This is a genomic window from Corynebacterium callunae DSM 20147 (assembly GCF_000344785.1).
GTDB lineage: Bacteria > Actinomycetota > Actinomycetes > Mycobacteriales > Mycobacteriaceae > Corynebacterium > Corynebacterium callunae.
Genome location: NC_020506.1, coordinates 465,665 through 488,798, shown reverse-complemented (window position 1 = coordinate 488,798; position 23,134 = coordinate 465,665). Strand labels below are relative to the sequence as shown.

Annotated in this window: 23 protein-coding genes and 4 pseudogenes; 16 read left to right on the top strand and 11 right to left on the bottom strand. The window is 59.5% G+C overall.

The window, feature by feature from the left end; all coding sequences use genetic code 11:
• The first annotated feature begins 36 nt into the window (after positions 1–36).
• From H924_RS02295 to H924_RS14660, 3 genes are all read left to right on the top strand, one after another.
• The gene (locus H924_RS02295; RefSeq protein ID WP_015650354.1) at positions 37–2,256 is read left to right on the top strand and encodes a copper-translocating P-type ATPase; all 2,220 of its coding nucleotides are present in this window, start codon (positions 37–39) and stop codon (positions 2,254–2,256) included.
• A 52-nt stretch (positions 2,257–2,308) separates the two neighbouring features.
• Complete coding sequence (locus H924_RS02290; RefSeq protein ID WP_015650353.1) at positions 2,309–2,971, top strand: DUF305 domain-containing protein; 663 nt, start codon at positions 2,309–2,311, stop codon at positions 2,969–2,971.
• A gap of 87 nt (positions 2,972–3,058) precedes the next feature.
• Entirely contained in the window at positions 3,059–3,187 is a 129-nt protein-coding gene (locus H924_RS14660; RefSeq protein ID WP_011266046.1) for a dehydrogenase-fragment, read from the top strand.
• Between the two features lie 5 nt (positions 3,188–3,192).
• Here the strand turns inward: H924_RS14660 and H924_RS14420 are convergent.
• Together H924_RS14420 and H924_RS02285 are read right to left on the bottom strand one after the other, a co-directional pair.
• Positions 3,193–3,453 (bottom strand): annotated as a pseudogene (locus H924_RS14420) (IS6 family transposase); the annotation flags it as partial.
• 73 nt (positions 3,454–3,526) lie between these two features.
• Entirely contained in the window at positions 3,527–3,880 is a 354-nt protein-coding gene (locus tag H924_RS02285; protein ID WP_015650351.1) for a hypothetical protein, read from the bottom strand.
• Positions 3,881–4,029: 149 nt separating this feature from the next.
• Here H924_RS02285 and H924_RS02280 point away from each other — a divergent pair, with 149 nt between their 5' ends.
• A complete protein-coding gene (locus H924_RS02280; RefSeq protein WP_029703833.1) occupies positions 4,030–4,677 on the top strand; it encodes a hypothetical protein in 648 nt (215 codons plus the stop codon).
• 124 nt (positions 4,678–4,801) lie between these two features.
• On the opposite strand, the gene H924_RS02275 is transcribed toward H924_RS02280, so the two are convergent.
• Both H924_RS02275 and H924_RS02270 read right to left on the bottom strand, forming a co-directional pair.
• Positions 4,802–5,512 (bottom strand): IS6 family transposase, encoded by a 711-nt coding sequence (locus H924_RS02275; RefSeq protein WP_015650349.1) that lies wholly within the window; start codon positions 5,510–5,512, stop codon positions 4,802–4,804.
• 27 nt (positions 5,513–5,539) lie between these two features.
• The gene (locus tag H924_RS02270; RefSeq protein ID WP_015650348.1) at positions 5,540–5,851 is read right to left on the bottom strand and encodes a hypothetical protein; all 312 of its coding nucleotides are present in this window, start codon (positions 5,849–5,851) and stop codon (positions 5,540–5,542) included.
• Between the two features lie 889 nt (positions 5,852–6,740).
• Here H924_RS02270 and H924_RS02265 point away from each other — a divergent pair.
• Positions 6,741–7,352, top strand: coding sequence for a recombinase family protein (locus tag H924_RS02265; protein WP_029703832.1), 612 nt, complete (start codon positions 6,741–6,743; stop codon positions 7,350–7,352).
• A 194-nt stretch (positions 7,353–7,546) separates the two neighbouring features.
• On the opposite strand, the gene H924_RS02260 is transcribed toward H924_RS02265, so the two are convergent.
• Positions 7,547–8,128: a hypothetical protein gene (locus tag H924_RS02260; protein ID WP_029703830.1), complete on the bottom strand. Its 582-nt coding sequence runs from the start codon at positions 8,126–8,128 to the stop codon at positions 7,547–7,549.
• A 94-nt stretch (positions 8,129–8,222) separates the two neighbouring features.
• The gene (locus H924_RS14480; protein ID WP_404825330.1) at positions 8,223–8,864 is read right to left on the bottom strand and encodes a quinone oxidoreductase family protein; all 642 of its coding nucleotides are present in this window, start codon (positions 8,862–8,864) and stop codon (positions 8,223–8,225) included.
• A gap of 189 nt (positions 8,865–9,053) precedes the next feature.
• Between H924_RS14480 and H924_RS02250 the strand changes: the two genes are divergently transcribed.
• The 8 genes and pseudogenes from H924_RS02250 (at position 9,054) to H924_RS13800 (ending at position 16,013) form a co-directional block, all read left to right on the top strand.
• Entirely contained in the window at positions 9,054–9,293 is a 240-nt protein-coding gene (locus tag H924_RS02250) for a heavy-metal-associated domain-containing protein (RefSeq protein WP_015650343.1), read from the top strand.
• Positions 9,294–9,378: 85 nt separating this feature from the next.
• Complete coding sequence (locus H924_RS02245; protein WP_015650342.1) at positions 9,379–10,119, top strand: Crp/Fnr family transcriptional regulator; 741 nt, start codon at positions 9,379–9,381, stop codon at positions 10,117–10,119.
• Between the two features lie 156 nt (positions 10,120–10,275).
• Complete coding sequence (locus tag H924_RS02240; RefSeq protein WP_015650341.1) at positions 10,276–10,512, top strand: heavy-metal-associated domain-containing protein; 237 nt, start codon at positions 10,276–10,278, stop codon at positions 10,510–10,512.
• Between the two features lie 205 nt (positions 10,513–10,717).
• A complete protein-coding gene (locus H924_RS02235) occupies positions 10,718–11,035 on the top strand; it encodes a hypothetical protein (protein WP_015650340.1) in 318 nt (105 codons plus the stop codon).
• 641 nt (positions 11,036–11,676) lie between these two features.
• The gene (locus H924_RS02230; RefSeq protein WP_015650339.1) at positions 11,677–13,554 is read left to right on the top strand and encodes a heavy metal translocating P-type ATPase; all 1,878 of its coding nucleotides are present in this window, start codon (positions 11,677–11,679) and stop codon (positions 13,552–13,554) included.
• Between the two features lie 57 nt (positions 13,555–13,611).
• Positions 13,612–14,040, top strand: coding sequence for a cupin domain-containing protein (locus H924_RS02225; protein WP_015650338.1), 429 nt, complete (start codon positions 13,612–13,614; stop codon positions 14,038–14,040).
• A 56-nt stretch (positions 14,041–14,096) separates the two neighbouring features.
• On the top strand, positions 14,097–15,011 hold the full coding sequence (locus tag H924_RS02220; RefSeq protein ID WP_015650337.1) for an NADP-dependent oxidoreductase: 915 nt from the start codon (positions 14,097–14,099) through the stop codon (positions 15,009–15,011).
• A 247-nt stretch (positions 15,012–15,258) separates the two neighbouring features.
• Positions 15,259–16,013 (top strand): annotated as a pseudogene (locus tag H924_RS13800) (IS6 family transposase).
• Here H924_RS13800 and fdxA read toward each other — a convergent pair.
• From fdxA to H924_RS02200, 3 genes are all read right to left on the bottom strand, one after another.
• Complete coding sequence (gene fdxA, locus H924_RS02210; protein ID WP_015650335.1) at positions 15,901–16,224, bottom strand: ferredoxin; 324 nt, start codon at positions 16,222–16,224, stop codon at positions 15,901–15,903. The pseudogene H924_RS13800 and the gene fdxA overlap by 113 nt on opposite strands.
• A 271-nt stretch (positions 16,225–16,495) precedes the next feature.
• Positions 16,496–16,831 carry a cupin domain-containing protein gene (locus tag H924_RS02205; RefSeq protein ID WP_015650334.1) on the bottom strand — a complete coding sequence of 112 codons (336 nt, stop codon included), beginning with the start codon at positions 16,829–16,831 and terminating at the stop codon, positions 16,496–16,498.
• Positions 16,832–17,192: 361 nt separating this feature from the next.
• Positions 17,193–17,438 carry a hexameric tyrosine-coordinated heme protein gene (locus H924_RS02200; protein WP_015650333.1) on the bottom strand — a complete coding sequence of 82 codons (246 nt, stop codon included), beginning with the start codon at positions 17,436–17,438 and terminating at the stop codon, positions 17,193–17,195.
• Here H924_RS02200 and H924_RS02195 point away from each other — a divergent pair.
• A pseudogene (locus H924_RS02195) lies at positions 17,406–18,033 on the top strand (IS6 family transposase). The gene H924_RS02200 and the pseudogene H924_RS02195 sit on opposite strands and share 33 nt — an antisense overlap.
• Positions 18,034–18,136: 103 nt before the next feature.
• On the opposite strand, the gene H924_RS02190 reads toward H924_RS02195, so the two are convergent.
• Both H924_RS02190 and H924_RS02185 read right to left on the bottom strand, forming a co-directional pair.
• On the bottom strand, positions 18,137–19,315 hold the full coding sequence (locus tag H924_RS02190) for a zinc-dependent alcohol dehydrogenase (RefSeq protein ID WP_015650331.1): 1,179 nt from the start codon (positions 19,313–19,315) through the stop codon (positions 18,137–18,139).
• Between the two features lie 448 nt (positions 19,316–19,763).
• Entirely contained in the window at positions 19,764–20,789 is a 1,026-nt protein-coding gene (locus H924_RS02185) for a DUF6414 family protein (protein ID WP_015650330.1), read from the bottom strand.
• A 200-nt stretch (positions 20,790–20,989) separates the two neighbouring features.
• On the opposite strand from H924_RS02185, the pseudogene H924_RS02180 reads away from it, so the two are divergent.
• Both H924_RS02180 and H924_RS02175 read left to right on the top strand, forming a co-directional pair.
• Positions 20,990–21,757: pseudogene (locus H924_RS02180) on the top strand (ISL3 family transposase); the annotation flags it as partial.
• Positions 21,758–22,185: 428 nt separating this feature from the next.
• The gene (locus tag H924_RS02175) at positions 22,186–23,013 is read left to right on the top strand and encodes a DUF2382 domain-containing protein (protein WP_015650328.1); all 828 of its coding nucleotides are present in this window, start codon (positions 22,186–22,188) and stop codon (positions 23,011–23,013) included.
• Positions 23,014–23,134 lie beyond the last annotated feature (121 nt).

Sequence of the window (23,134 nt, the reverse complement as noted above, 5' to 3'; positions counted from 1 at the left end):
ATCTCGACCCCGACCGGGTTGAGCGAAAGGAACCTCATGAGCACTCCCCACCACCACGGTGATCACCCCACTCCGGAAACAGACCACACCCACCACCCGGATCATGCCGGTCACGAGCACCATGCGGATGCCGCCACCCACGGCCAGGCCATGCCGCACGATCATCCGCATTCCGCTGTCGATGAAGAACACCAGGTCCACAGTCACGGTGAACACGCCGGCCACAGCGCCGCGATGTTCCGGGACCGCTTCTGGTGGTCGCTGATCCTGTCGGTTCCGGTGGTGTTCTTCAGCCCGATGTTCGCCGACCTGCTGGGATATAATATTCCGGAGATTCCGGGAGCCTACTGGATTCCTCCGGTCCTGGGCACGATCATCTTCCTCTACGGCGGCACCCCCTTCCTCAAGGGCGCAATGACCGAGCTGAAATCCCGCCAACCGGGCATGATGCTCCTGATCGCCATGGCGATCACCGTGGCGTTTATCGCCTCCTGGGTCACCACCCTGGGGCTGGGCGGGTTCCACCTAGATTTCTGGTGGGAACTGGCCCTGCTGGTGACCATCATGCTGCTAGGCCACTGGCTGGAGATGCGCGCTCTTGGTGCAGCCTCCTCCGCGCTTGACGCGCTGGCAGCGCTCCTGCCCGATGAGGCCGAGAAGGTCGTCGACGGGACCACCCGCACCGTAGCGATCTCAGAGCTGGCCGTCGACGATGTCGTGCTGGTCCGAGCCGGTGCCCGCGTCCCGGCCGACGGGACCATCATCGACGGAGCGGCCGAATTCGATGAGGCCATGATCACCGGCGAATCCCGACCCGTCTACCGGGATACCGGTGAGACCGTGGTGGCCGGCACCGTGGCCACCGACAACACCGTCCGTATCCGGGTGGAGGCCACCGGTGGGGACACCGCCCTGGCAGGCATCCAGCGCATGGTCGCCGACGCCCAGGCCTCCTCCTCCCGGGCCCAGGCCCTGGCCGATCGAGCCGCAGCCTTCCTGTTCTGGTTCGCCCTGATCGTGGCCCTGATCACCGCCGTGGTCTGGACCATCATCGGCAGCCCCGACGATGCCGTGGTCCGCGCCGTGACCGTGCTGATCATCGCCTGCCCGCACGCCCTGGGCCTGGCCATCCCGCTGGTCATCGCGATCTCCTCCGAGCGCGCCGCGAAATCCGGGGTGCTCATCAAGGACCGCATGGCACTCGAGCACATGCGCACCATCGATGTCGTCTTGTTCGATAAGACCGGCACCCTGACCGAAGGCGCACACGCCGTCACCGGCGTGGCTCCGGCCACGGGTATCGCCGAGGGTGAGCTGCTGGCCCTGGCCGCCGCCGCTGAGGCCGATAGTGAGCACCCCGTGGCCCGCGCGATCGTGACTGCCGCGGCCGCACACCCGGAGGCCTCGCAGCGTCAGCTGCGCGCAACCGGTTTCACCGCCGCCTCCGGCCGCGGGATCCGGGCCACCGTCGACGGTGCCGAAATCCTCGTGGGCGGGCCGAACATGCTACGCGAGTTCAATCTGACCACCCCGGGTGAGCTCGCCGACGTCACCGGTTCCTGGGCACAGCGAGGTGCCGGAGTGCTCCATGTCGTCCGCGACGGTGAGATCATCGGTGCGGTGGCAGTGGAGGACAAAATCCGCCCCGAATCCCGCGCGGCGGTACGCGCCCTGCAGGCCCGCGGGGTGAAGGTGGCGATGATCACCGGTGACGCCACCCAGGTCGCCCAGGCAGTGGGCAAGGATCTGGGGATCGATGAGGTCTTCGCCGAGGTTCTGCCGCAGGACAAGGACACCAAGGTCACCCAGCTGCAGGAGCGCGGTCTGAGCGTGGCCATGGTCGGCGACGGTGTCAATGATGCCCCGGCCCTGGCCCGGGCCGAGGTCGGTATTGCGATTGGCGCGGGTACAGATGTGGCGATGGAGTCCGCCGGGGTGGTCCTGGCCAGTGATGATCCCCGGGCCGTGCTGTCGATGATCGAGCTCTCCCATGCCAGCTACCGCAAGATGGTCCAGAACCTGGTCTGGGCGACCGGGTACAACATCGTGGCCGTTCCCCTGGCCGCCGGTGTGCTCGCCCCTATCGGTGTGCTGCTTCCCCCGGCGGCCGCCGCCATCTTGATGTCCCTGTCCACGATCATCGTCGCCCTCAACGCCCAGCTGCTACGCCGGATCGACCTGGACCCGGCTCACCTGGCTCCGACCGACGGGAAGGAGGAGAAGGCTGCTGTGAGCTCTGCAGCCCCCGTCCGCTGACTTTCAATCCTTCATCGACTCCCCCATACACAACCTCCGAAAGGGAACCCCCATGAAGCGCACCATCACCATCGCCGCTCTCGCCTTGACCTCCACCCTGGTTTTGTCCGCCTGCGCAGATAACACTGAGGGAGAAAACACCGACACCACGACCATCGCCACTACGTCCGCCCCCGACACCACCGAAACGACCGGGGCCACCACGGATCCTGAGACAGAGACGGGGGCGGCCGGAGAGGTCTCCGCCGAGCACAATGACGCGGACATCATGTTCGCGCAGATGATGATCCCGCATCACCAACAGGCCGTGGAGATGAGTGAAATCCTCCTGGCCAAGGACGATATCCCGGCCGAGGTCATCGAGTTCGCCCAGGGTGTTATCGATGCCCAGGGCCCGGAGATCGACCGGATGAATACCATGCTCGAGACCTGGGAAGAAGATCCGGTCACCGGTGATATGGGTGAGATGGGCCATGGCGGGATGAGTGGAATGATGAGCGAGGAGGACATGACAGCCCTCGAGGACGCCCAGGGCACCGAGGCTGCCCGGCTCTACCTTGAGCAGATGACCGCTCACCATGAGGGCGCGGTCGATATGGCCCGCGATGAGGTCACTGATGGCCAGAACCCGCAGGCCATCGCTCTGGCTGAGCAGGTCATTGAAGATCAGGAGGCCGAGATCGCCGAGATGGAGCAGATGCTCAACGAGCTCTGAACAAGGACATTCCCCGACCACCCCAGATGAGAAACACGACCATACGACCATCGGGCCAAACCAGGATTTCCGGGAAGGACAATCAGCATGCCGAATAAAATCAAGGTTGCAGTAAACGGGTACGGTGTCATCGGTAAACGTGTAGCCGACGCGGTGAGAGCCCAGGAGGACATGGAACTCCTCGGGGTCAGCGACGTCACCACCGATTACCGATGACACCGTACCCGGATATAGGTCTCATCCACCCGCCAGGAACTGGCCTGCCAGTCAGGTACCTGCCGGTACCACCGAGTGTGTTTGTCCAGCTCAGGGGCGTATTTCTGGACCCAGCGGTGAGAATCGTGGTGTGATCGACCGGCACGCCCCGCTGAAGTCATCATTTCCTCCAGATCTTAGGTCAGCTCACCCCGTAGCGGCAGTGACCTGCGCACCGCCCACAGAATGATGTCACGGGGGAAATGACGACCGGAGAAGGTACCCATGGCTGTGATTATTTCACGTCGCTTTTCCTACTGCCCCAACTTTGCAACAGCACCTGACGGTGGATCGTGCTGGCTAGCCCTCTGGGGGCGACTGCGTTAGTTGCTGATTGCGGATCTTGTCCGCGTAGAAGTCCCAGTTAGAGTAGGCAAACCAGTTTTTCGCCTTGAGCTGAGCCTCCCAATCATCAACTTCGTGAGGCCAGCGAAGTGCCTCTAGATGGATGTAATACATATCGTCACCCCAGTGGGAAGAGCAGTCTTTGCATGCTGAGAGCCACATAGTGACGGGCCAGCCAGTCTCGTCTGAAAAATCTTCAAGAGTTCCGTTTCGGGCCGATTGAAGGAGAAGGCCAGGATCGATCATGAGGAACCCATCGCCAGCGGACAGTCCGCAGATTATGCATGTGTGTTGGTATCCGAAAGTCATGCCCTGAGAGTATCCGCACTCCGCCCGGAGCGGAAAGGGTTGCGACCCCTGTGTTATGCAGCCAGGGAAGCAAGACACCAGCTATGGTCTACAGTTCTGCGACATTGTGTTGTAAAAGGCAGTTTTCAATTTGGTGCAACATAGTCTTTATGTCCATTGAAGATGTCTCATTAGGGTATACCCCAAACGTGCATATTTGGATTCCCCTCGCGATTAAGCCGAGAGTCCAGCATGATGAAGGTATGGCACATAATCGCAGAGACCAGCCCCGTTCCAAGGCGTCCCATGCCAACGGGGTGAATGTCCCCGGAGAAAGTGAAACGGCATCCACACGGGTAGAAGTAGAAGGGAAAAACTGGCGAGAAAAGTGGGCCCAGAAGCTTGGCTGGGGCAGCGGAAAGCTCTCTGAAAAAGAAGAGGCATCCTACGCCTGGTTCAGCGCGTTCCTCCCTGCCGTTATCACTGTCTTCATGGGGGCAACAAAAGAAGGGGTGTCATGGGGTTGGCTCAGCTTCTTCATCGTCCTTTACCTAGTTTGCCTTGTTCGCATGTTTCATTTGGCTTCGAAATCAACCAACAACTCTGGGGAGGATGCAAAGGGGCGGGACCCCCTAGGCAGAACACACTGGGGCCTTGTGCTGTCCATCCTGATTGCCGCAGCAGGTCTCCTCGTGGGCATGTTTCTCCCGGAGAATAGCGCCTGGTTCATCGTTTCGGCACTGGCCATTGCCGCAGTCTCGGCATGGACCAGTCAGCACTTTTTCAAGCTTTATCCCTACTTGCACAAGCGCAAGTAGACAGAGGGGGCTGTCCCCTGTTTCTTGTTAGGCACCCAGGTAGGTGCTGTTGCAAAGTTGGGGGGGGGGAGAGCAGCGAAGACTCAGTTTCTCATTCCCTGATGGCCGCTGCGTGTGGGCGTTCTCAGGCCGTCTCGAAGACCCGGTTGACGATCACCGCGTCCGGGTTCGGTTGCCCGTAGGCAAACATCGTGCCCTGGCCTTTCCGCAATGAGTGCATCGCTTCCATCCCTTTCAACGTCCGGTAGGCGGAAATTCGGTTTTTGAACGCTCCCTTCGGCCCCAGGATTCTTTTAAGTCGGCCATGATCTCCCTCGATAACGTTGTTCAGGTATTTCACCTGCCGGTGCTCCACCGTCTGAGGGCAGATTCCCTCCGCCTTCAGCTCGGATATTGCCTTGGCCAGAGCTGGTGCCTTGTCGGTGTTGATGACCCGCGGGGACCCGGCTGTCGTATTCGATCGCAGCGTCTTGGCCAGGAAACGCTTCGCTGCGGCCACGTTCCGCTTCGGGGAGAGATAAAAGTCCAGGGTCTGCCCACCGGCGGTAATAGCCCGGTAGAGATAGCACCACCTGCCGCCGACCCGAATATAGGTCTCATCCACCCGCCAGGACCGGGCCTGCCAGTCGGGTACCTGCCGGTACCAGCGAGTCTGCTTATCCAGCTCAGGGGCGTAGTTCTGCACCCAGCGGTAGATCGTGGTGTGATCGACTGGCACACCCCGCTCGGTCATCATTTCTTCGAGATCGCGGTAGCTCACCCCGTAGCGGCAGTACCACCGCACCGCCCACAGGATGATGTCACGGGGGAAATGCCGACCGGAGAAGATGCCCATGGCTCTGATTATTCCACGCCGGTCTTCCTACTGCCCCAACTTTGCAACAGCACCCAATAAGTTCAGTGCTTCAGAGAGCTCTGCCATATCCGATTCCTTCAGATCAGATTCCACGAAAATTGTGGCAGGCATATCGGGTGAGGGATCGGCAGTCTGACCGTCAATCACGGAATACACCCCGCCCACCCAATAATGAATGCCAAGATCACGATCCTGGGCTTCTTGGTTAAAGACCTCAACCAGGGCTTCAGCTGCCTCCACATCATCACTGGCGCAGGCGCTAAGGCAAAAGCCCATAATCCCCACTAATGCACCAGCCCAGAGAATTTTTGGCTTCATAATCCCACCTTAGATATAGAGGGAAAGATTTATCAGATTTAAAGTGCTTGTCAGAGTTAGAAGTCGCTGGTGCTGATGTCATTTTTAGAAGACTTCTGTATCCGGCGACGGACACAACTGCTTGATATGACAATCGTCCCCGCCAGAATATGAAAGGTGTGGAGAAAACTCGGCGAGGCCGGGAAACACTGTCATATTCATTCCCTTTCAGACCGTTGACGTGACATAGGTATTATGACGGATTAAGTGACAATTTTCGTGAATGCGGACTGTGACTCGCAGTCTTGTTTGGCGGCTTTTTCGCAACTTCGTTTGGCGGCCCCTTGAGGAGCTGCTATCGGAGACATCCGTTCTCCGCCTTTGGGGTCAGGTCCCCCTGGCTGGTCGCACCTCGGGTTACAACATCATCCCGAGGCCGAATATCACCAGCACGACCGCCACGAGATAACCCGCTAGTACGACCACCAGTTTCTTGTGCTCGTGCCTCGCCTCACATTTGTTGGGTCTACCACATCAGGTCAAATCATCCTGAGATCGCCATACCTACCCCTCGTATGTTGGGTCAAGCACCCGAACCCCGTGCTCAAGCCTTCCTTTACTGCAGGGCCCAGACTCACTCTTCGCCATATTCAGGAAATAAAGCGGCGTGATTCACTGTGGGCATGTCAGGGAGATGACAGTCATCTACTCGCGATACCTGAGGACCGCTTCACAAGGATGGCCATGCGGTCGTGCTGCTGAAGGGTGTCCCAGTTCCAAGGAAGTGGGACACCCTTGATGGCGCTAAGCAGAAAACACATTGCCCCAGCACGAGCCTGTTCCAGAAGTTATCCCACAACCCCATCCCATATTACCTGCTGCTGAATATACTTCTGGTACTATTCAGGCTATGGACATCGGCTATGCCCGGGTATCAACTATGAAACAAGGCCTGGACCGACAAATCGACGCCTTACGCCACGAAGGCATCGACGACAGATATATCTATATCGATAAAAAATCCGGATCCACCACTAACCGCCCCGGACTCCAGAGGGCACTCGATCACGCTCGCGAGGGTGATGTCATTGTTGTCCACACTCTGGACCGGTTGGGACGTACCGTCCGGGACACGCTGAACCTGATCCATGACCTTCAGGGGCGTGAGGTTGGGGTGCGCACCCTGGCTGATCCCATCCCGGTGGATTCTTCTAATCCGGATGATCCGATGGCGCAGTTGGCGGTGGTGATCCTCTCGCTGTTCGGGCAGATGGAACGCACCTATGCCGTCGAGCGCGCGGCTCATGCCCGGGCAGTGGCCGAGGCGAAGGGCAAGCGCGTGGGCCGGCCCAGCGTTGTCGACCCGGATAAGCTGCGCTATGCGGAACATCTGCGCAATGAAGGATTATCAATGCGCGAGATTGTGGAGAAAACAGGTATTGCCCGTACTACCCTCTACCGGTACCTGCCACCTAGGCCGAAAGATACCCACACCGCTGACAGCCAGATGCTGACACCTTAATAAGGTGTCACGCTGGATATCTTTCTCACCGCTCACCAGGACATCGTCGGGCCCAACCCCGGGTTCGGGGTAGTTTTGCCTTGATTTGTTGGGCATTAATGTTAGAATTGCTAACATAGCCACCTGTTACGACAGGATCGGAAGACGACCCTAGGACCCCAGCCGGACGACTGGACCTAGGGTCTTCGCTTTATCTATAAGGATTCCGGTGTGGGGCGGTTGAGGATAGCCTTGTCATGAAGTTGGTCCCAGTACTGCTCCTCACCCAGATACACAGAATTCAATGCACCAAGCACAATATCGGGAATCCACAACAACGGATCATCCCCACCTCGGACATGCCGTAAGCGGATACCAGCGCCTTGACCCTGGCCCTGTAAGGCAACGATATGTTCGATGTCTTTGCTGTTTTGTGCTTCCTGCCGGCCTTCCAAGGTCACGTTGCAGATACCCATAGAAGATAGCTCAAAATACATCTGTTCCAGGCATTTCCTGCGATAACGCTCGGTCTTTTTGCTTAGTTCACTGCGATGAGTGATAACGGCCTGCATGGAATCAATCGTCGATAGTGTTTCTACTATCTTGCGGCGCCGGCTGGTTCGTTCATCAGTCCAATGCAGTTTGATCTGTCCCGGAAGGAGGAGTGGACGTAACTCCGCTCGCACCTTGTCTAAATCATCAGAGTCAAGGATTGCTGCGCAAACCATGTACTCCTGATTACGCGGAGGGCGACGAGCTGAGGACTCATCGATGTAGGCAACTAGCTGGGACTTCACCCTCGAATCTTAACCCACCAGCTCCCATGTTCTTTTCTATGGGGCGGGAGAAGAACAGGTTGCATCCAATATCGTGGTGCGGGCACGCCCCTACCTAACGAAGTACTACTAGGTCGAAGACTATGTCCACACCGTCAGGGAGCAGCGCATGCACCTGCTCCGCGACGGCGTCGCTGGTGGCGACGAAGATAGCACCGGTGGATTCGATGAGCTCGCGCTTGTCCTCGTGGTCAACGCCGACGACCTGGAACTTGTGGACCCGTCCGATCTGCGCGGCCATCAGCCCGACCCCACCACCGGCCCCATTGATCAGCAACGACTGGCCTGGTTCAAGCTCGACCTGGTGAGTGCCGGCGTAGGCGCTCGCCCCAGCGACCGGGATCGCGGCGGCGTCGGTGAACGAGATCTCCTCCGGCTTGAGCACGGTACTCTCTGCCACCAGCAGGGTGTCCTCGGCATATCCGCCGACGCCGGGGACCACCAGGCCGAGCACCTGATCGCCGACCGCGAAGCCCTCCACATCGTCTCCAACGGCGGTGACGATCCCGGAGGCCTCCGCGCCCAGGGGTGCCGGAAGCTCTCGCGGGGTTCCGGCAACCCCGGAACGGACCTTCCAATCAAGTGGGTTGACCCCGGCCGCGTGGACCTTGACCCCGAGTTCTCCCGGGGCCGGCTGGGGGTGCTGCGGGTGATCAGTTCCTGGTTGTCCGGGCCGCCGTACTCGTTGAACACGTATACCTTCGACATCGTGTGCTTCCTCTCCTCGTGAATTTCTTTCCTGTGGTCACGGCCGTTCGCGGCCTTGCCTGTCACGGTAGGAAGATGATCACCGCGAGACCATGACGTGGATCAAAGAGTGAAAGAAGTGATCACGAAGGACCCCACCGACATTTGAACTACTCCAACTTCTGGGGAGCAGTTCATCATGACCACTCCCATCCTCAAGCACACCACCGTGTCCACGTCGGGGTTTTTCTGCCCGAGTTGCCTGGCCACCGCCCAGACCGCACTCAGTGACCTGGACGCGGTGGCCTCCGTCGAAGTGGTAGTACAGCCCGGCCATCTCGTGGTGTCCCATGACCTACAACAGGTGTCTGTGGACGAGCTCATCAAGATCGTCACCGACATCACCTCCACTGCCCACTCCTCAGGCAGCGAGTGGTGAGGGCGCGCGGCTGTCGGTTGTGTCGGAGGCTTTTGTTCCTCCGCTTCCGCGGTCATTGCTCTCCGGGCTTGATAGCATGGGGCTTATGGCCCGCAATCCCGTCCGTCGCACCTGTGCTCAGCCGCACCAGTGCTCCCTGGACGTGCGCATGCAGGTCCTAGCCCGTTCTCCGCTGACCAAGAAGCTGAACCAACAACAGCACAGGGAGCTTGACCAGCATCTGACCTCCTGGGCCTGGGCCGCGGGTGATCCCATCCTCCTAGCCGGCGAGCAGGCTCAGGGCAGCTATATGGTCGCCTCCGGTCGGGCCCGGATCACCCGGGACACCATCAATGGCCGCGAAATCACCGTCGACATCGCCGCCCCCGGGGATGTCATCGGCCCACTGCACACCCATAGCTCCCCAGCCACCGACTCGGCCTGGGCGATCGAGACCACCTGCGCGCTCTACCTGCCCGCCGATGCCCTGGCCGAGGTCGTGGTCGCCTACCCGCAACTGGCGTTGGCGATCATGCGGATGCAGCAGGACCAATTGGTCCGGTCCCGGGAACGCGAGACCACACAGACCACCTCGACTGTCGAGCAGCGCGTGGCCGCCGCTCTCCAACATCTGGACGCCAAGCTCGGGCAAATCCGACAAGACGGATCCAGCCTGCTGCAGGTCCGCCTGCGCCGCGACGACGTGGCCGGCATGGCCGGCACCACCGTCGAGTCCGCCTCCCGGGCAATGGCGCGGATGAAGAAAACTGGTGTCATCGACTCCGGCCGCGAATGGATCGCCATTACCAACCACCAGGCCCTGGCCGACCTGGTCACCGGCCTTTAAAACGCCCACATCCCTCTCTCTTTTCCAGAACAATTTCCTGGTAGGAGAGATTTGTCGTTGTTTGATCCAGGTCAAGGAATTAACCCGGAAAGGACCCTATCTTTAAAGGTGCAAGCACAGGAACATGACGATAAAAGATGAAAGGACCTGGTTACGATGACCGCCCCGGCCATGCTGAAGAACACCACCTTGCGCTCTGATGAGTTCACCTGTCCGAGCTGTGTTGCCAAGATCGAAAACAAGCTGAATGGTTTGGATGGCGTGGAGAATGCAGAGGTGAAGTTCTCCTCCGGACGCATCCTGGTCACCCACGACCCACAGAAGGCCTCCGTACGTGACCTGGTTACCGCGGTAGCCGAGGTCGGTTACACCGCCAAGCCGTCGGCGATCTGACGCACTCCCGACCCCACAAGCCCGCCCGCACCAGAAAGTGCCGGCGGGCCATCTGTGTCCCCGGGCTACGAGCACCACAGTCTTTTTGCGATCCAGATCTCACTTTGCGGGTACTTGATGCGGATCAAGGTACTTTCTCCGGATTGTCCATAACTTAATGAGTGCCACAAAAAACACCTGATCTTCATCGTGAAAGGACACCACCATGGCCAAAGTGACCTTTGCCGGTCTCCACGAGAAACTGAACTTCCTGCTCAAGGACCACGGGGTCGAGAACTTCGACGAGTCGGATCTGGACCTCGAATCCGTCTCCTCACTGCACGCCAAGGCGAACGCGTTATGCGCCGCCCACGGCGGTGACCCCTCTAGCATGGCGAACGATACCCTCGCCCAGCTGCACCCGAAGCTGGACTTCCTGATGAAGGGGCACGGCGTGGACACCGACACTGCCCGCCTGGACTTGAGCACACTGGAGGCTGTGGATGCCAAGGTCAACGCCATTGTCAACGCCCACGATCATTAGCGACTGGACCATCTTTCCGAAGTGGGAGCCGCGCTGTCCTCATGCCCACACCGACCCGTGAACGACAGGGACCGAATCTTCTCGCAAGAACTCGAGCCCTGAATACAGGCGACATCCAGGATGCCATACGCAACGGCTACTCCCGCCTATCACAGTGTGGCGGCGTTGTACCGCGTGAACCATCCTGCGGGCCAGGACGACACTATCACCTAGGACATCTCAAGGAGACCCGTAACGCCTACCAGCGACGCGTAGATGACGACCTCGCCCTGTTCCCCTCCCTTGCGGCGCCGACCCACACGGCCGCTACCCGATCCGGGAATGGCTGAGCACTCACACCGGCCCTCTCATGGACGCCGGCTGTACCACCAAACCCTCGGCCTACTAAACACCCCCTATCCGAGTACCCGGGAAAGGAGCATGATCGACGCCACGTCATCTCCACCCTAGGAACCCACCAGCACCGTACGGTGCTGGTGGGTCTCTGGCCTTGACAGGCCACGTGGCATGCTCTTCTACTCCACCTCGTCAGGTCGGAGGTGGGTGGGTAATTGATCCAGATCAAGGAGTTAAACCCGGAATGCCCCTAACTTAATGAGTGTCGCAAGAAAAAGACCCTCAAAAAGTAAAGGACACCCACCATGAAGACCTGGAAAACCTGGGGCATCGTCGCCGTCTCAGGCCTGTTGATTATTCTGTCCTGGCTCACCCCTGCCGAGATGATCCTGTCGGATGCATTCATGATCGCCGCAGCGGTCGTCGCCGGTTGGCAGATCGCCCTCTCCGCCTACCAGGCACTGCGGATCAAGATGATCTCAATTGACCTGCTGGTCATCGTCGCCGCCGTTGGCGCCCTGTTTCTCCAGAACTGGTGGGAATCAGCCGCGGTGACCTTCCTCTTCGCCCTCGGCAAGGCACTGGAGAAGGCGACCATGAACCGCACCCGCCAGGCCCTGTCCGACCTGGTGGATGCCGCCCCGGAAACCGCCACCATCCTGCGCGACGGGGAACCTGACACGGTCGAGATCTGGGAACTTGTCCCCGGCGACACCGTTCTGGTGCGCAACGGCGAACAGGTCCCCGTCGACGGCCGGGTGATCTCCGGACACGGTGGGGTCGATGAGGCCACCATCACCGGAGAATCCGTCCCAGCCGAGAAGGCCGCGGACTCCGAGGTCTTCGCCGGCACCTGGCTGCGCTCCGGTGTGCTGCGCATTGAGGCGATCGGCATCGGCTCGGATTCCACCCTGGCCAAGATCATCCACCGCGTCGAAGACGCCCAGGATGACAAGGCCAAGACCCAGACCTTCCTGGAGAAGTTCTCCACCTACTACACCCCCGGTGTGATGGTCACTGCCCTGGTGATCGGTCTGATCACCAGCAACGTCGAACTGGCGCTGACCCTGCTAGTCATCGGTTGCCCCGGTGCTCTGGTCATCTCGATCCCGGTCTCGATCGTCGCCGGCATCGGCCGCTCCGCCAAGGACGGCGTCCTGATCAAGGGCGGGGAATACCTCGAGACCGCCGCGAAAGTCGACACCGTGGTCGTCGACAAAACCGGCACGCTGACCAACGGCCGGCCCGTCTTAACCGATGTCGAGGTCATCGACCCCTCCTACTCGGACGAAGACGTACTGCTCCTGGCCGCCCGTGCCGAAACCGCCTCGGAGCACCCCCTGGCCGAGGCCATCATCCAAGGTGCAGAGAACAAGGGCTTGACCGTGGCGATGGTGGAAAAGGCCGAACCGGTCGCCGGCCGCGGCATCCGCGCTGACGTGGACGGTGCCACCGTGGCCGTGGGCTCAGCCGACCTGCTCGATCACACCCCGGATAACACCCGCATTCTCGAGCTCAATGACCAGGGCAGGACCGCCATGTACGTCGGCGTCAACGGACGAGCCATCGGCATCGTCGCCGTGGCCGACACCATCCGTGACGACGCCCCGGCCGCGATCAGGTCCCTGCACGATAAGGGAATCCGCGTGGTCATGGCCACCGGTGACGCGCAGCGAGTGGCCCGCAACGTCGCCGCCGAGCTCGGTGTCGACGAGGTAAGGGCAGAACTGATGCCTGAGGACAAGCTCGAGATCGTCAAGGAGCTGCAGGCGCAGGGCCGGGTCGTGGCCATGGTTGGCGACGGTGTCAATGACACCCCGGCACTAGCCACCGCGGACATCGGTGTGGCGATGGGTGCGGCCGGTTCGCCTGCCGCCATCGAAACCGCCGATATCGCCCTGATGGCCGACCGGCTGCCGCGGCTGCCCTACGCCCTGGGTGTGGCTAAGCGCACCGTCAACACGATGCGGGTCAACATCGGCATCGCCCTGCTCACCGTCACGATCCTGCTGATCGGTGTCCTGCTCGGTGGAGTGACCATGTCGATTGGCATGCTCGTCCACGAGGCCTCCGTACTGCTAGTCATCGCGATTGCGATGCTCCTGCTGCGCCCCACCCTCAAGGAACCGCAGGCCGCGGCCAAGAAGGCCGCCGCCGATACCCACCAGACCGCCACTACATAACCAATCATCACCCGCCACCCCACCAGCGGCAGTGCCGCAGGAAAGAAAGAGGACACCATGGTTTCATCGAAAAATTTCCACATCGGTGACAACATTAAGCACTTCACCATCGCCGATATCGCCACAGACAACCCGGACTTCCGCCGGGTGCTGTGGACCGGTCACCATGCCCAGACCGTCGTGATGACAATTCCACCCGGAGAAGAGATCGGCGAGGAAGTCCACGACACCACCGATCAAATCCTGACGTTTGTCGCCGGCACCGGTAAGCCCGATCTCGACGGCGAAACCCATCTCATCGGACCCGGTGACCAGTGCGCCGTGTCGGCCGGAGCCCGACATAACTTCCGCAACACCGGGGATGAACCGCTGGTGCTTTATACGATCTACTCCCCGCCCGAGCACGCCGTCGATAGCGCCCACGCCACCCGCACTAAGGCGGAGACAGCTGAAGCCGAGGGGCGAGACACCCCGCCGGAGAGCTGATCACCGTCACGGCTCTGACACCTACGAGAACCACTCACAGAAAGAAGAGAACAACCATGTCCAAGGTATATGCGTTCCACATCTTCGATAGGCCTGACACTCAGAAGCTGATTGACCGTCCAGCCCCACAACCAGGACCGGGAGAACTCGCGGTGAACGTTCGTGCCGCCGGGGTCAACCCCGTCGACTGGAAGATCCGCTCCGGCGCCCTGGGCACCGATCTGGCGCTGCCAGCCCCGATGGGCCAGGAAGTCGCCGGCGTGATCACCGCCGTCGGAGCCGGAGTCGAGGAGTTCACCGTCGGCCAGGAGATCCTGGGCCCAGTCGTCCCGGGTTACGGCGGCTTCGCTGAAGACACCCTAGTCGCCGCGGTCGACGCGGTGGTCAAGCCGGAGGAGATTTCCTTCACTGATGCCGCCACCATCCCGGTAGCCGCAGCGGCCGCTTATGATGTCACCCACCAGATCGAGCTCGATCCCGGCCAGGTTCTGCTGATCGTCGGGGCCGGTGGGGGTGTCGGCTTGATGGCCGCCCAGATCGGTCGGGTCCATAAGTTCACCGTGCTCGGAGTGGCCAGTGAAGCTAAACGCCAGGTCGTCGAAGCCACCGGTGCCACCTTCATCCCGTCGGGGGATGCTGTGGCCGGCCGGGTCCGCCACCTAGCCCCGGACGGAGTCGACCTCATCGTCGACCTGGTCGGCGGGCAGGCACTGCGCGAGGTCGCCGGACTGGTCACCGACCCCTCCCATCTCATCTCTGCCGTTGATCCGGCTACCGCCGCAGAACTCGGTGGAGTGGGCCTGGAGCGAACCCCGGAGGCGATGGCGAAGATCACCGATGTGATCAAATACGGCCTGGTTGACCCGCAGGTCACCAGCCGGTATCCCCTCGATCGGGCCGGGGAGGCACTAGCCGTGGTTGAAGACGGCCACACCACCGGCAAAATCGTGATTGATATGACCGCAGCCTGATCGACCACCACTCGCACGCACCGCGGCCAGAAGCCACGACACGAGCTCCGGTCATCCCCGTCGGTATCGAGGTAGTCCCGGCGGGGCGTGACCTGCCCCGCCCCAATGCTCAGGTGAAAACACCCCAGTCTTAACTCTTGCCAATAAACTCAAAACTATGGCGCCCAATAGTATGTCTGATGATGAATTTCGGGGTGCTGTTGCAAAGTTCGGGCGACAGGAAGACAGGCGTGAAATAATCACAGCCATGGGCACCTTCTCCGGTCGTCATTTCCCCCATGACATCATTCTGTGGGCAGTACGCAGGTCACTGCCGCTACGGGGTGAGCTGACCTAAGACTTGGAGGAAATGATGACTTCAGCGCGGCGTACCGGTTGATCACACCACGATTCTCACCGCTGGGTCCAGAAATACGCCCCTGAGCTGGACACAAGCAAACACGGTGGTACCGGCAGGCACCTGACTGGCAGGCCAGTTCCTGGCGAGTGGATAAGACCTATATCCGGGTCGGCGGCAGGTGGTGCTACCTCTATCGGGCTATTACCGCTGGTGGGCAGACCCTGGACTTTTACCTGTCCCCAAAGCGGAACGTGGCCGCAGCGAAGCGTTTCCTGGCCAAGGCCCTCAGATCCAATACGTCAGCCGGGTATCCCAGAGTGATCAACACCGATAAAGCACCCTCCCTAGCCAGGGCAATCGCCGAGTTGAAGTCAGAGGGAATCTGCCCGCCAACAGTGGAACACCGGCAGGTGAAATACCTCAACAACATCCTGGAAGGCGACCATGGTCGGCTGAAGCGGATCCTCGGGCCGAAAGGCGCGTTTAAGAACTTAGACATCTGCATATCATTAGGGCCTATATCAGGTCGTTTAGGGCCGATATCAGGTCCTAGTTCTGGTTCTGTGGCGGCAGCGCCGCGACGAGCTGGGCGTCGAAGTCCTGCGGACCCAGGCTGGCGGCACCGCCTGGCGAACCGAGGTCGTCGAAAAAGGCGGCGTTAGCGCCGGTGTAGTCCCACCATTCGTGGGGAACATCGTCTTCGTAGAAGATGGCTTCAACCGGGCAGACGGGCTCGCAGGCACCGCAGTCGACGCACTCATCGGGGTGGATGTAGAGCATCCGTTTGCCCTCGTAGATGCAGTCCACGGGACATTCCTCGACGCAGGCTCGATCCAAGACATCAACGCAGGGCTGGGCGATTGTGTAGGTCATCGGATCTCCAATACTACGGATAAAGACGTGGAAAATAGGTTCACTGTCATCCTATTAGCTCCCCGACCCTTCACCAAGGGGCACATATTTTCGATTATCCCCGCCGCCAGTAGCGGTAAGGATAGTGGAACCGGTCAGTTGGTCACCGTCGCATGCTGGTACAAACATCAGGGGCAGGAGGCTGGTGATCGAACGGTACCGGTCCATGGTCTCGCCGCGGAAGACGGACCCTCGGCGGGCTCAAACACCCCAGGGGAAGTCCCTATCTTTCTTATTGCGTCAGTTTGGCAATGGTGATCAAAACAGCGGAGTCCTCGATTGCTTCGAGGCTGTGCCGAGATCGCGGCACGATCAACAGATCACCGCTGCGACCTATCCAGGTCTCATCGCCCGTCCTGAGTTGGACACGCCCTTGTAGGACATAAATCGTGGATTCATCGTGATTGTCGCGCTCTCCGAGCTCGGCGCCCTGACGTATCCCGACGACGGTCTGCCGCAGAATTTTTTCGTGCCCGCCGAAGACGGTATCGGCGGCACGAGCACTAGGGGCGGTGACGGCCTCTTTAAGTTGCTTGCGGGCGAGGGCCTCGATCGATATTTTGTGCATATAAACAACCTTTCGGAGCCGGTCTGGGAAGCATCGAATGGTGAGGAGACGATGTTTTTGTTCATGCGCCTTCCCTGATGGCCCGAGAAGTTAGCGCAGTACGTAAAGAAGTGGACTCTGACGTGTCAGTGGTAGGGATCCTCCGTGGGCGGGCCGATGCGCAGGATAGCGGTCAGCGCTTAGTTTCGGTCACTGACATCGAGATGGGCGGCGATTATTCATGAGGAATACAATTTTATTGCAGCATCACGCGACGAGTCAACTACATCCGACCCATTGCGCAAGCTCTTCGATTGTGGTTGATCGTGATGGTCAAAACCAGCGGCCGGTCAGGGATCGCTCTTTGCTACACGTCAGGGACTTAAGCTCGCCAGTAATTGTTGGCGGCGGCGACGGTAGCGAACTCGATGGCGACGACATGGCCGGCCATGGTCAAAGAATCCGCGTTCGTGGCATAACCCGGTCGTAACGTCTCTCGGACTTCGGCATCTGGTTGGATTGCTCCGATGGTCTTCCGCGCGGTGCTGTTGCAAAGTTGGGGCAGTAGAAAGACAGGCGTGAAATAATCACAGCCATAGATACCTTCTCCGGTCGTCACTTCCCCCATGACATCATTCTGTGAGCAGTGCGCAGGTCACTGCCGCTACGAGATGAGCTGACCTAAGATCTGGAGGAAATGATGACTTCAGCCGCGGCGTGCCAGTCGATCACACCACGATTCTCACCGATAGGTCCAGAAATACGCCCCTGAGCTGGACAAGCAAACACGGTGGTACCGGCAGGTACCTGACTGGCAGGCCAGTTCCTGGCGAGTGGATAAGACCTATATCCGGGTCGGCGGCACGTGGTGCTATCTCTATCGGGCTATTACCGCTGGTGGGCAGACCCTGGACTTTTATCTCTCACCAAAACGGAATGTGGCTGCGGCCAAGCGTTTCCTGGCCAAGACCCTGCGGTCGAACGCGCCAGCCGGGTCCCCGCAAGTGAAGTATCTCAACAACGTCATTGACGGCGATCATGGGCGGTTGAAACCGATCCTGGGGCCGAAGGGGGCGTTTAAAAAACCTAACGTTTTCCTACCGGACTCTGAAAGGGATGGAAGCGATGCACTGCTTGTGGAAAGGTCAGGGGACGATGTTTGACCTCACGGGCAACCGACCCCAGACGCGATGATCGTTAACCGGATCTTCGAGACGGCCTGACAACGCCCGCACGCAGCGACCATCAGGGAATGAGAAACTGAGTCTTCGCCGCTCTCCGCCCCGCTTTGCAACAGCACCGGCGGAGGCCAATTGCGTGACGGGGCTACGGCTTGAGCACCACCTTGATGCAGCCGTCCTGCTTCTTCTGGAACTTCTCGTACATCGCTGGCGCCTCCTCCAACGGCGCGGTGTGCGTCTTGAGGTCGAGCACACCCAGCGGATCGGACGGGTCGTCCACCAGCGGCAGCAGCGTCTCGGTCCAGGAGCGCACGTTGCACTGGCCCATCCGCAGCTGAATCTGCTTGTCGAACATCGTCATCATCGGCATCGGATCCTTCATGCCACCGTACACACCGCTGATTGAGATCGTCCCGCCACGGCGAACGGAGTCGATGGCGGTATACAACGCACTCATCCGGTCCACCCCGGCCTTCTCCATTGCCTTGCGGCCCAGCGGCGACGGCAGCTTGCCGACGGCCGCCTGCGCCGCGCTGGCCACCGGCGAACCGTGCGCCTCCATGCCAACGGCGTCGACCACGGAGTTCGGGCCACGCCCGTCAGTCAGGTCCTTGAGCTGTTCCGCCACGCCGTCCTCGGAGGAATCGAGCGTTTCAATGCCGTAACGCTCGGCCATGGCGCGACGCTCGGGCACTGCATCCGTCGCGATCACCCGGTAGCCCAGGTGCTTGCCGATCCGGGCGCTCATCTGGCCGATGGGGCCCAGACCCAGCACCGCCAGCGTGCCACCGTCGGGAACTGCCGCGTAGTCCACGGCCTGCCAGGCGGTGGGCACGACGTCAGAAAGAAACAGGTAGCGCTCGTCTTCGCCGACGTTGGGAACCTTGATCGCCCCGTAGTCCGCGTGCGGCACGCGCAGGTACTCTGCCTGCCCGCCGGGCACTGAGCCGTAAAGCCGCGAGTAACCGAGGAACTGGGCGCCGGTGCCGTATTCGCGGACCTGGGTGGTTTCACACTGCGACTGCAGGCCCTGGCGGCACATGAAACAGTGGCCACAGGAAATGTTGAAGGGGATGACCACCCGGTCCCCGGGCTTGATGTGAGTGACGGCCGAGCCGACCTCCTCGACGATGCCCATGGGCTCATGGCCGATGATGTCGCCTTTGTCCATGAACGGGGTCAGCACCTCATAGAGGTGCAGGTCAGATCCGCAGATGGCGGTTGAGGTGACCCGAATGACCGCATCGGTGGGCTCCTGGATCTGTGGGTCCGGAACCTTCTCCACGCTCACCGTGTTTGACGCCTGCCAGGTTAACGCTTTCATGTGTCCTCCTTGCCAGGGCGGCCGCCTCGGGTGAAACGGCGCCACTGTTCGGTTGGTTGTGACCGACTATACTAAAAACACGGAAGGCGGGTAGCCAATATCCCGACGGCCCTAGGGCATATCTCCTAGCTGAAGATCCTGCGACGGATGCACTCGCAAAGCATGATCGAGTGAGTAATAGTGGATGTCATCTCACGTTTTCTGTTCCTAGAGCGTCTTCACGGTGAATGAGGAAAGGTGATAAACATGACGAACCTACGACACACACAGATTGAGACGACGCTAGGCGACCTGACATTGGTCGCGGATGGCGAGCAGTTGACTGGGCTGTAATTTTCCGAAGCATTGGCATCTTCCAGAGGCTTCAATGTTCGGAGATCGTGTCGACGCGGACACGGATGAAGGTATCTACCAAACGAACACAGATCCAATCTCTATAAATAATGTGTTAGATATAGATAGCCACTGGTAAAACGCTGATTGATGTGCCTTCGATTTGAGTCTTGAAGTCTAGGTTTACGTAGTCTTGAGCGTCTACATCGGTAGCAAAAGAACTCAAGGATTCTTTAATACTTTTAATATCGAGCCGATGTAGAAGTTTATTCTTAGCAAGGACGGGTACGTCTTGACTGGCATCAGCGATAACCTTTGCCAAAACAGTAAATCGGCCGTCAAGGAGACGGTCGGAATCTATAGAAACAAAGTGTTCCGCATCACAGATGGTAACCGCAGTAAAGGCTTCATTTCCTTGACCAATAGTGGCGTAGAATTCCTTAGTTTTGTCACTTCGGAAGTCTGTTCTGATAGCAGCGGTCACCGCTGCAGCGAGTTCAGCTTGATCTTGGGCTTTTGCATCATAAATAGCCCTAATTTTGTAGATCTTATCTACGGAGATTTCCCCTTTGTTTTTCTCCAGATCGTCTGAGATCTCTTGTATTTCTCTAATTCCTTCTGCTTTATGGAGATAACTAGTGATAGCGAACGTTAGTTCTGGGGTAAGGATATCTAGAATCGCATTAGCTTCATTTGCCGTGAATGTGGCTTCAAACTCAATGAATTCACCCACTCTGATGGATTCTGCATCCATGAGGGATGTTACGGTCCGTACCTGTTCAGATGCACGGAGAGCATTGCGGACTCGATCCATGTAATAGGCCTGAGAATAAACGAATTTTCGGCGATCGGATGCCATACTTCCATCATTTTCCGCTTGTGCACGGGCATACTCTCCAGCTACTTTGAGATTCGCTTTACTAAAGAATGGAAGATTGAATCTTCCTTCTCCAGATGCGTCTGCTTTGTTCGATGATTCACTGCTCTTCGAGGCTGTCGAGGCAATATCAGTCTCTGTGGCTTCTAAGATTCCAACCTGATAGATCTCTTGAAGTAATCCCGAGACAAAATCAGCATTCTGATAAACGACCACTGTCGGCGTAAGGGAGTCCGGCAAGTCTATGATTTCTTTTTCCGTCATACTGTACAACTACCATACTTTTGAGAGCGAACATTTCATTTACTTCAATGGCATATAAGAGCAACCATGACCGTGCCAGGGCAGGTTACCGCACCCTTATCAACAGCTCGGCATGGCGGGCGGTGCATGGGCGATATTGAGGTTCCAAGATTCCTAAGATTGTCAGATAAACGATCGTATTTGTGAAATGAAGCCCGTTGTTCGTGACGGTCCTGGTGGATTTGACCCCACTGGTGGACGGCCGTGGGCCCGCCCGACTGCTGGACATGCGCCCGGGACGCAGCGCAGAAGTCCTACGGACCTGGCTCAATCAGTGCACCCCAGGATTCCGGACCAATGTGCAGGTGGTGACCATGGACGGCTTCGCCGGCTACGCCACCGCGGTGGACGAGGCACTACCTGCCGCCACCAAAGTGATGGACCCCTTCCACGTCGTGCACCTGGCCGCGGACAAACTCACCGGCTGTCGGCAACGACTCCAGCGAGAGACCGCCGGGCGTCGGGGATGCAAGGACGATCCATTGTACAAATACCGTCGCACCCTATTGAGCAGGACGAACTACCTCACGGTCCGGCAGAAGCAACGACTGAACCTGTTGTGGGCCACCGACGATGAGTACGTTGCTCTGGAGGTGACCTGGATGTTCTACCAGGACATGATTCAGGCGTACGGGCATCCGAAGAAATCAGAGGGGAAGAAGCTGATGGAACGGATCATTAACACCCTGCACAAGAGGCTGCCCGCAGGGCTGGAGGAGCTCGCCCAGCTGGGTCGGACGCTGTGGCGCCGGCGTGAGGACGTGCTCGCCTACTTCGACATCGGCGCATCCAACGGCCCTGTGGAAGCGATCAACGGCAGGCTCGAGCACCTGCGTGGTATTGCTCTGGGCTTCAGGAAACTGGACAACTACATCTTGCGGTGCCTGATTCACTCCGGACAGCTGCAAAACCGGATCAACGCACTCTAGATCGTGAAGAGCCGATAATCCCACCGACTCCCGGGCCACCTGCAGGCGGATACCGAAGGCATACAACACATCCTGATCAGTAAGCATCCTCCTCACCCTCCTCCACGAACCCGACAATATCAATAGATCACATCTAGGAAATTATGGTGGCCCGGACCCGGGCCGTCTTCCTCCGGCGCCGACCACCGGGTGGGTTCTACTCCGGACGGCCCCAGCGCGGGGATGGAAGGGCATGTCGGCACCGTGTTGCTGTGAGAACATTGAAGGAAGGCCGTCAACTGACAACCAACTGTGTCTCTGATCACACACGTGGCCGGATGACTTGCTAGACTGGGGCAAGTCCGTCTTCAGGTGGCGAGTAGGATCTTGCTTTCGTGGCAGGTTCTGATCGCCCAGCCTGACAATCGAGAACACCCAAGGAGCATATCATGGTCAACCGCAACATCCAGGAGCTTGCCAACGCCACCGCTTACGACAGCACCGGTGACAAGCTCGGTTCCGTCAAGCAGGTCTACATCAACGACGCCACCGGCCAGCCCGATTTCGTTGAGGTCGGCCACGGTCTGTTCGGCATGAGCTCCAGCCTGGTGCCGCTGCGCGGCCACCAGCTCACCGGTGACGAGCTGCGCCTGGGGTTCACCAAGGACCGCATCGCCGATGCCCCGGATTTTGATTCCGAGGCCCACCTCTCCGACGAGGACCAGGCGGTCATCTACCGTCACTACGGCCTGGAGGGCACCGACAACCTGGAAACCTACCACGCCGACTACGACCGTGACCGCGCTGATCTGGCCGGCGGAGTAGATGTGGAGCGTAAGCACGAGCGTGTCGACACCGGTGTAGACACCACGGACGCTGATTCGATGACGCTGTCGGAGGAGCGGATCAACGTCGACAAGCAGCGCGTGGAGACCGGCCAGGTGCGTCTGCGCAAGTATGTCGTCCACGACACCGAAACCGTCGAGGTCCCCGTCCAGCGCGAAGAAGTCCGCATCGAACGCACCCCCATCGACGCCGATGATGCGCACGCTGTGCGCGGCGGCGATCTCACCGAAGACGAGGCATCGATCACCCTGTCCGAGGAGCGGGTGACCGTGACCAAGGAAACCGTCCCGGTCGAGGAGGTCAGTCTGCACAAGGAGACCGTCCGGGAGACCGAAACCGTCCGCGAGGACGTCGCCCGTGAGGAACTCGAGATCGACGGCGACCGCGAGATCACCGGTGACATCGACGAGGATCCCACCCTGCGCCGCTAAGCACCGCGCCCTGCTTTTGTTCAGGCCCTGCCCGACCCCGTGTGGTCGGTCAGGGCCTGACTGCATCCCCGCCTCACCCCTGCCACCCCCGACATATTCACTCACCGTTATGTGACTGATG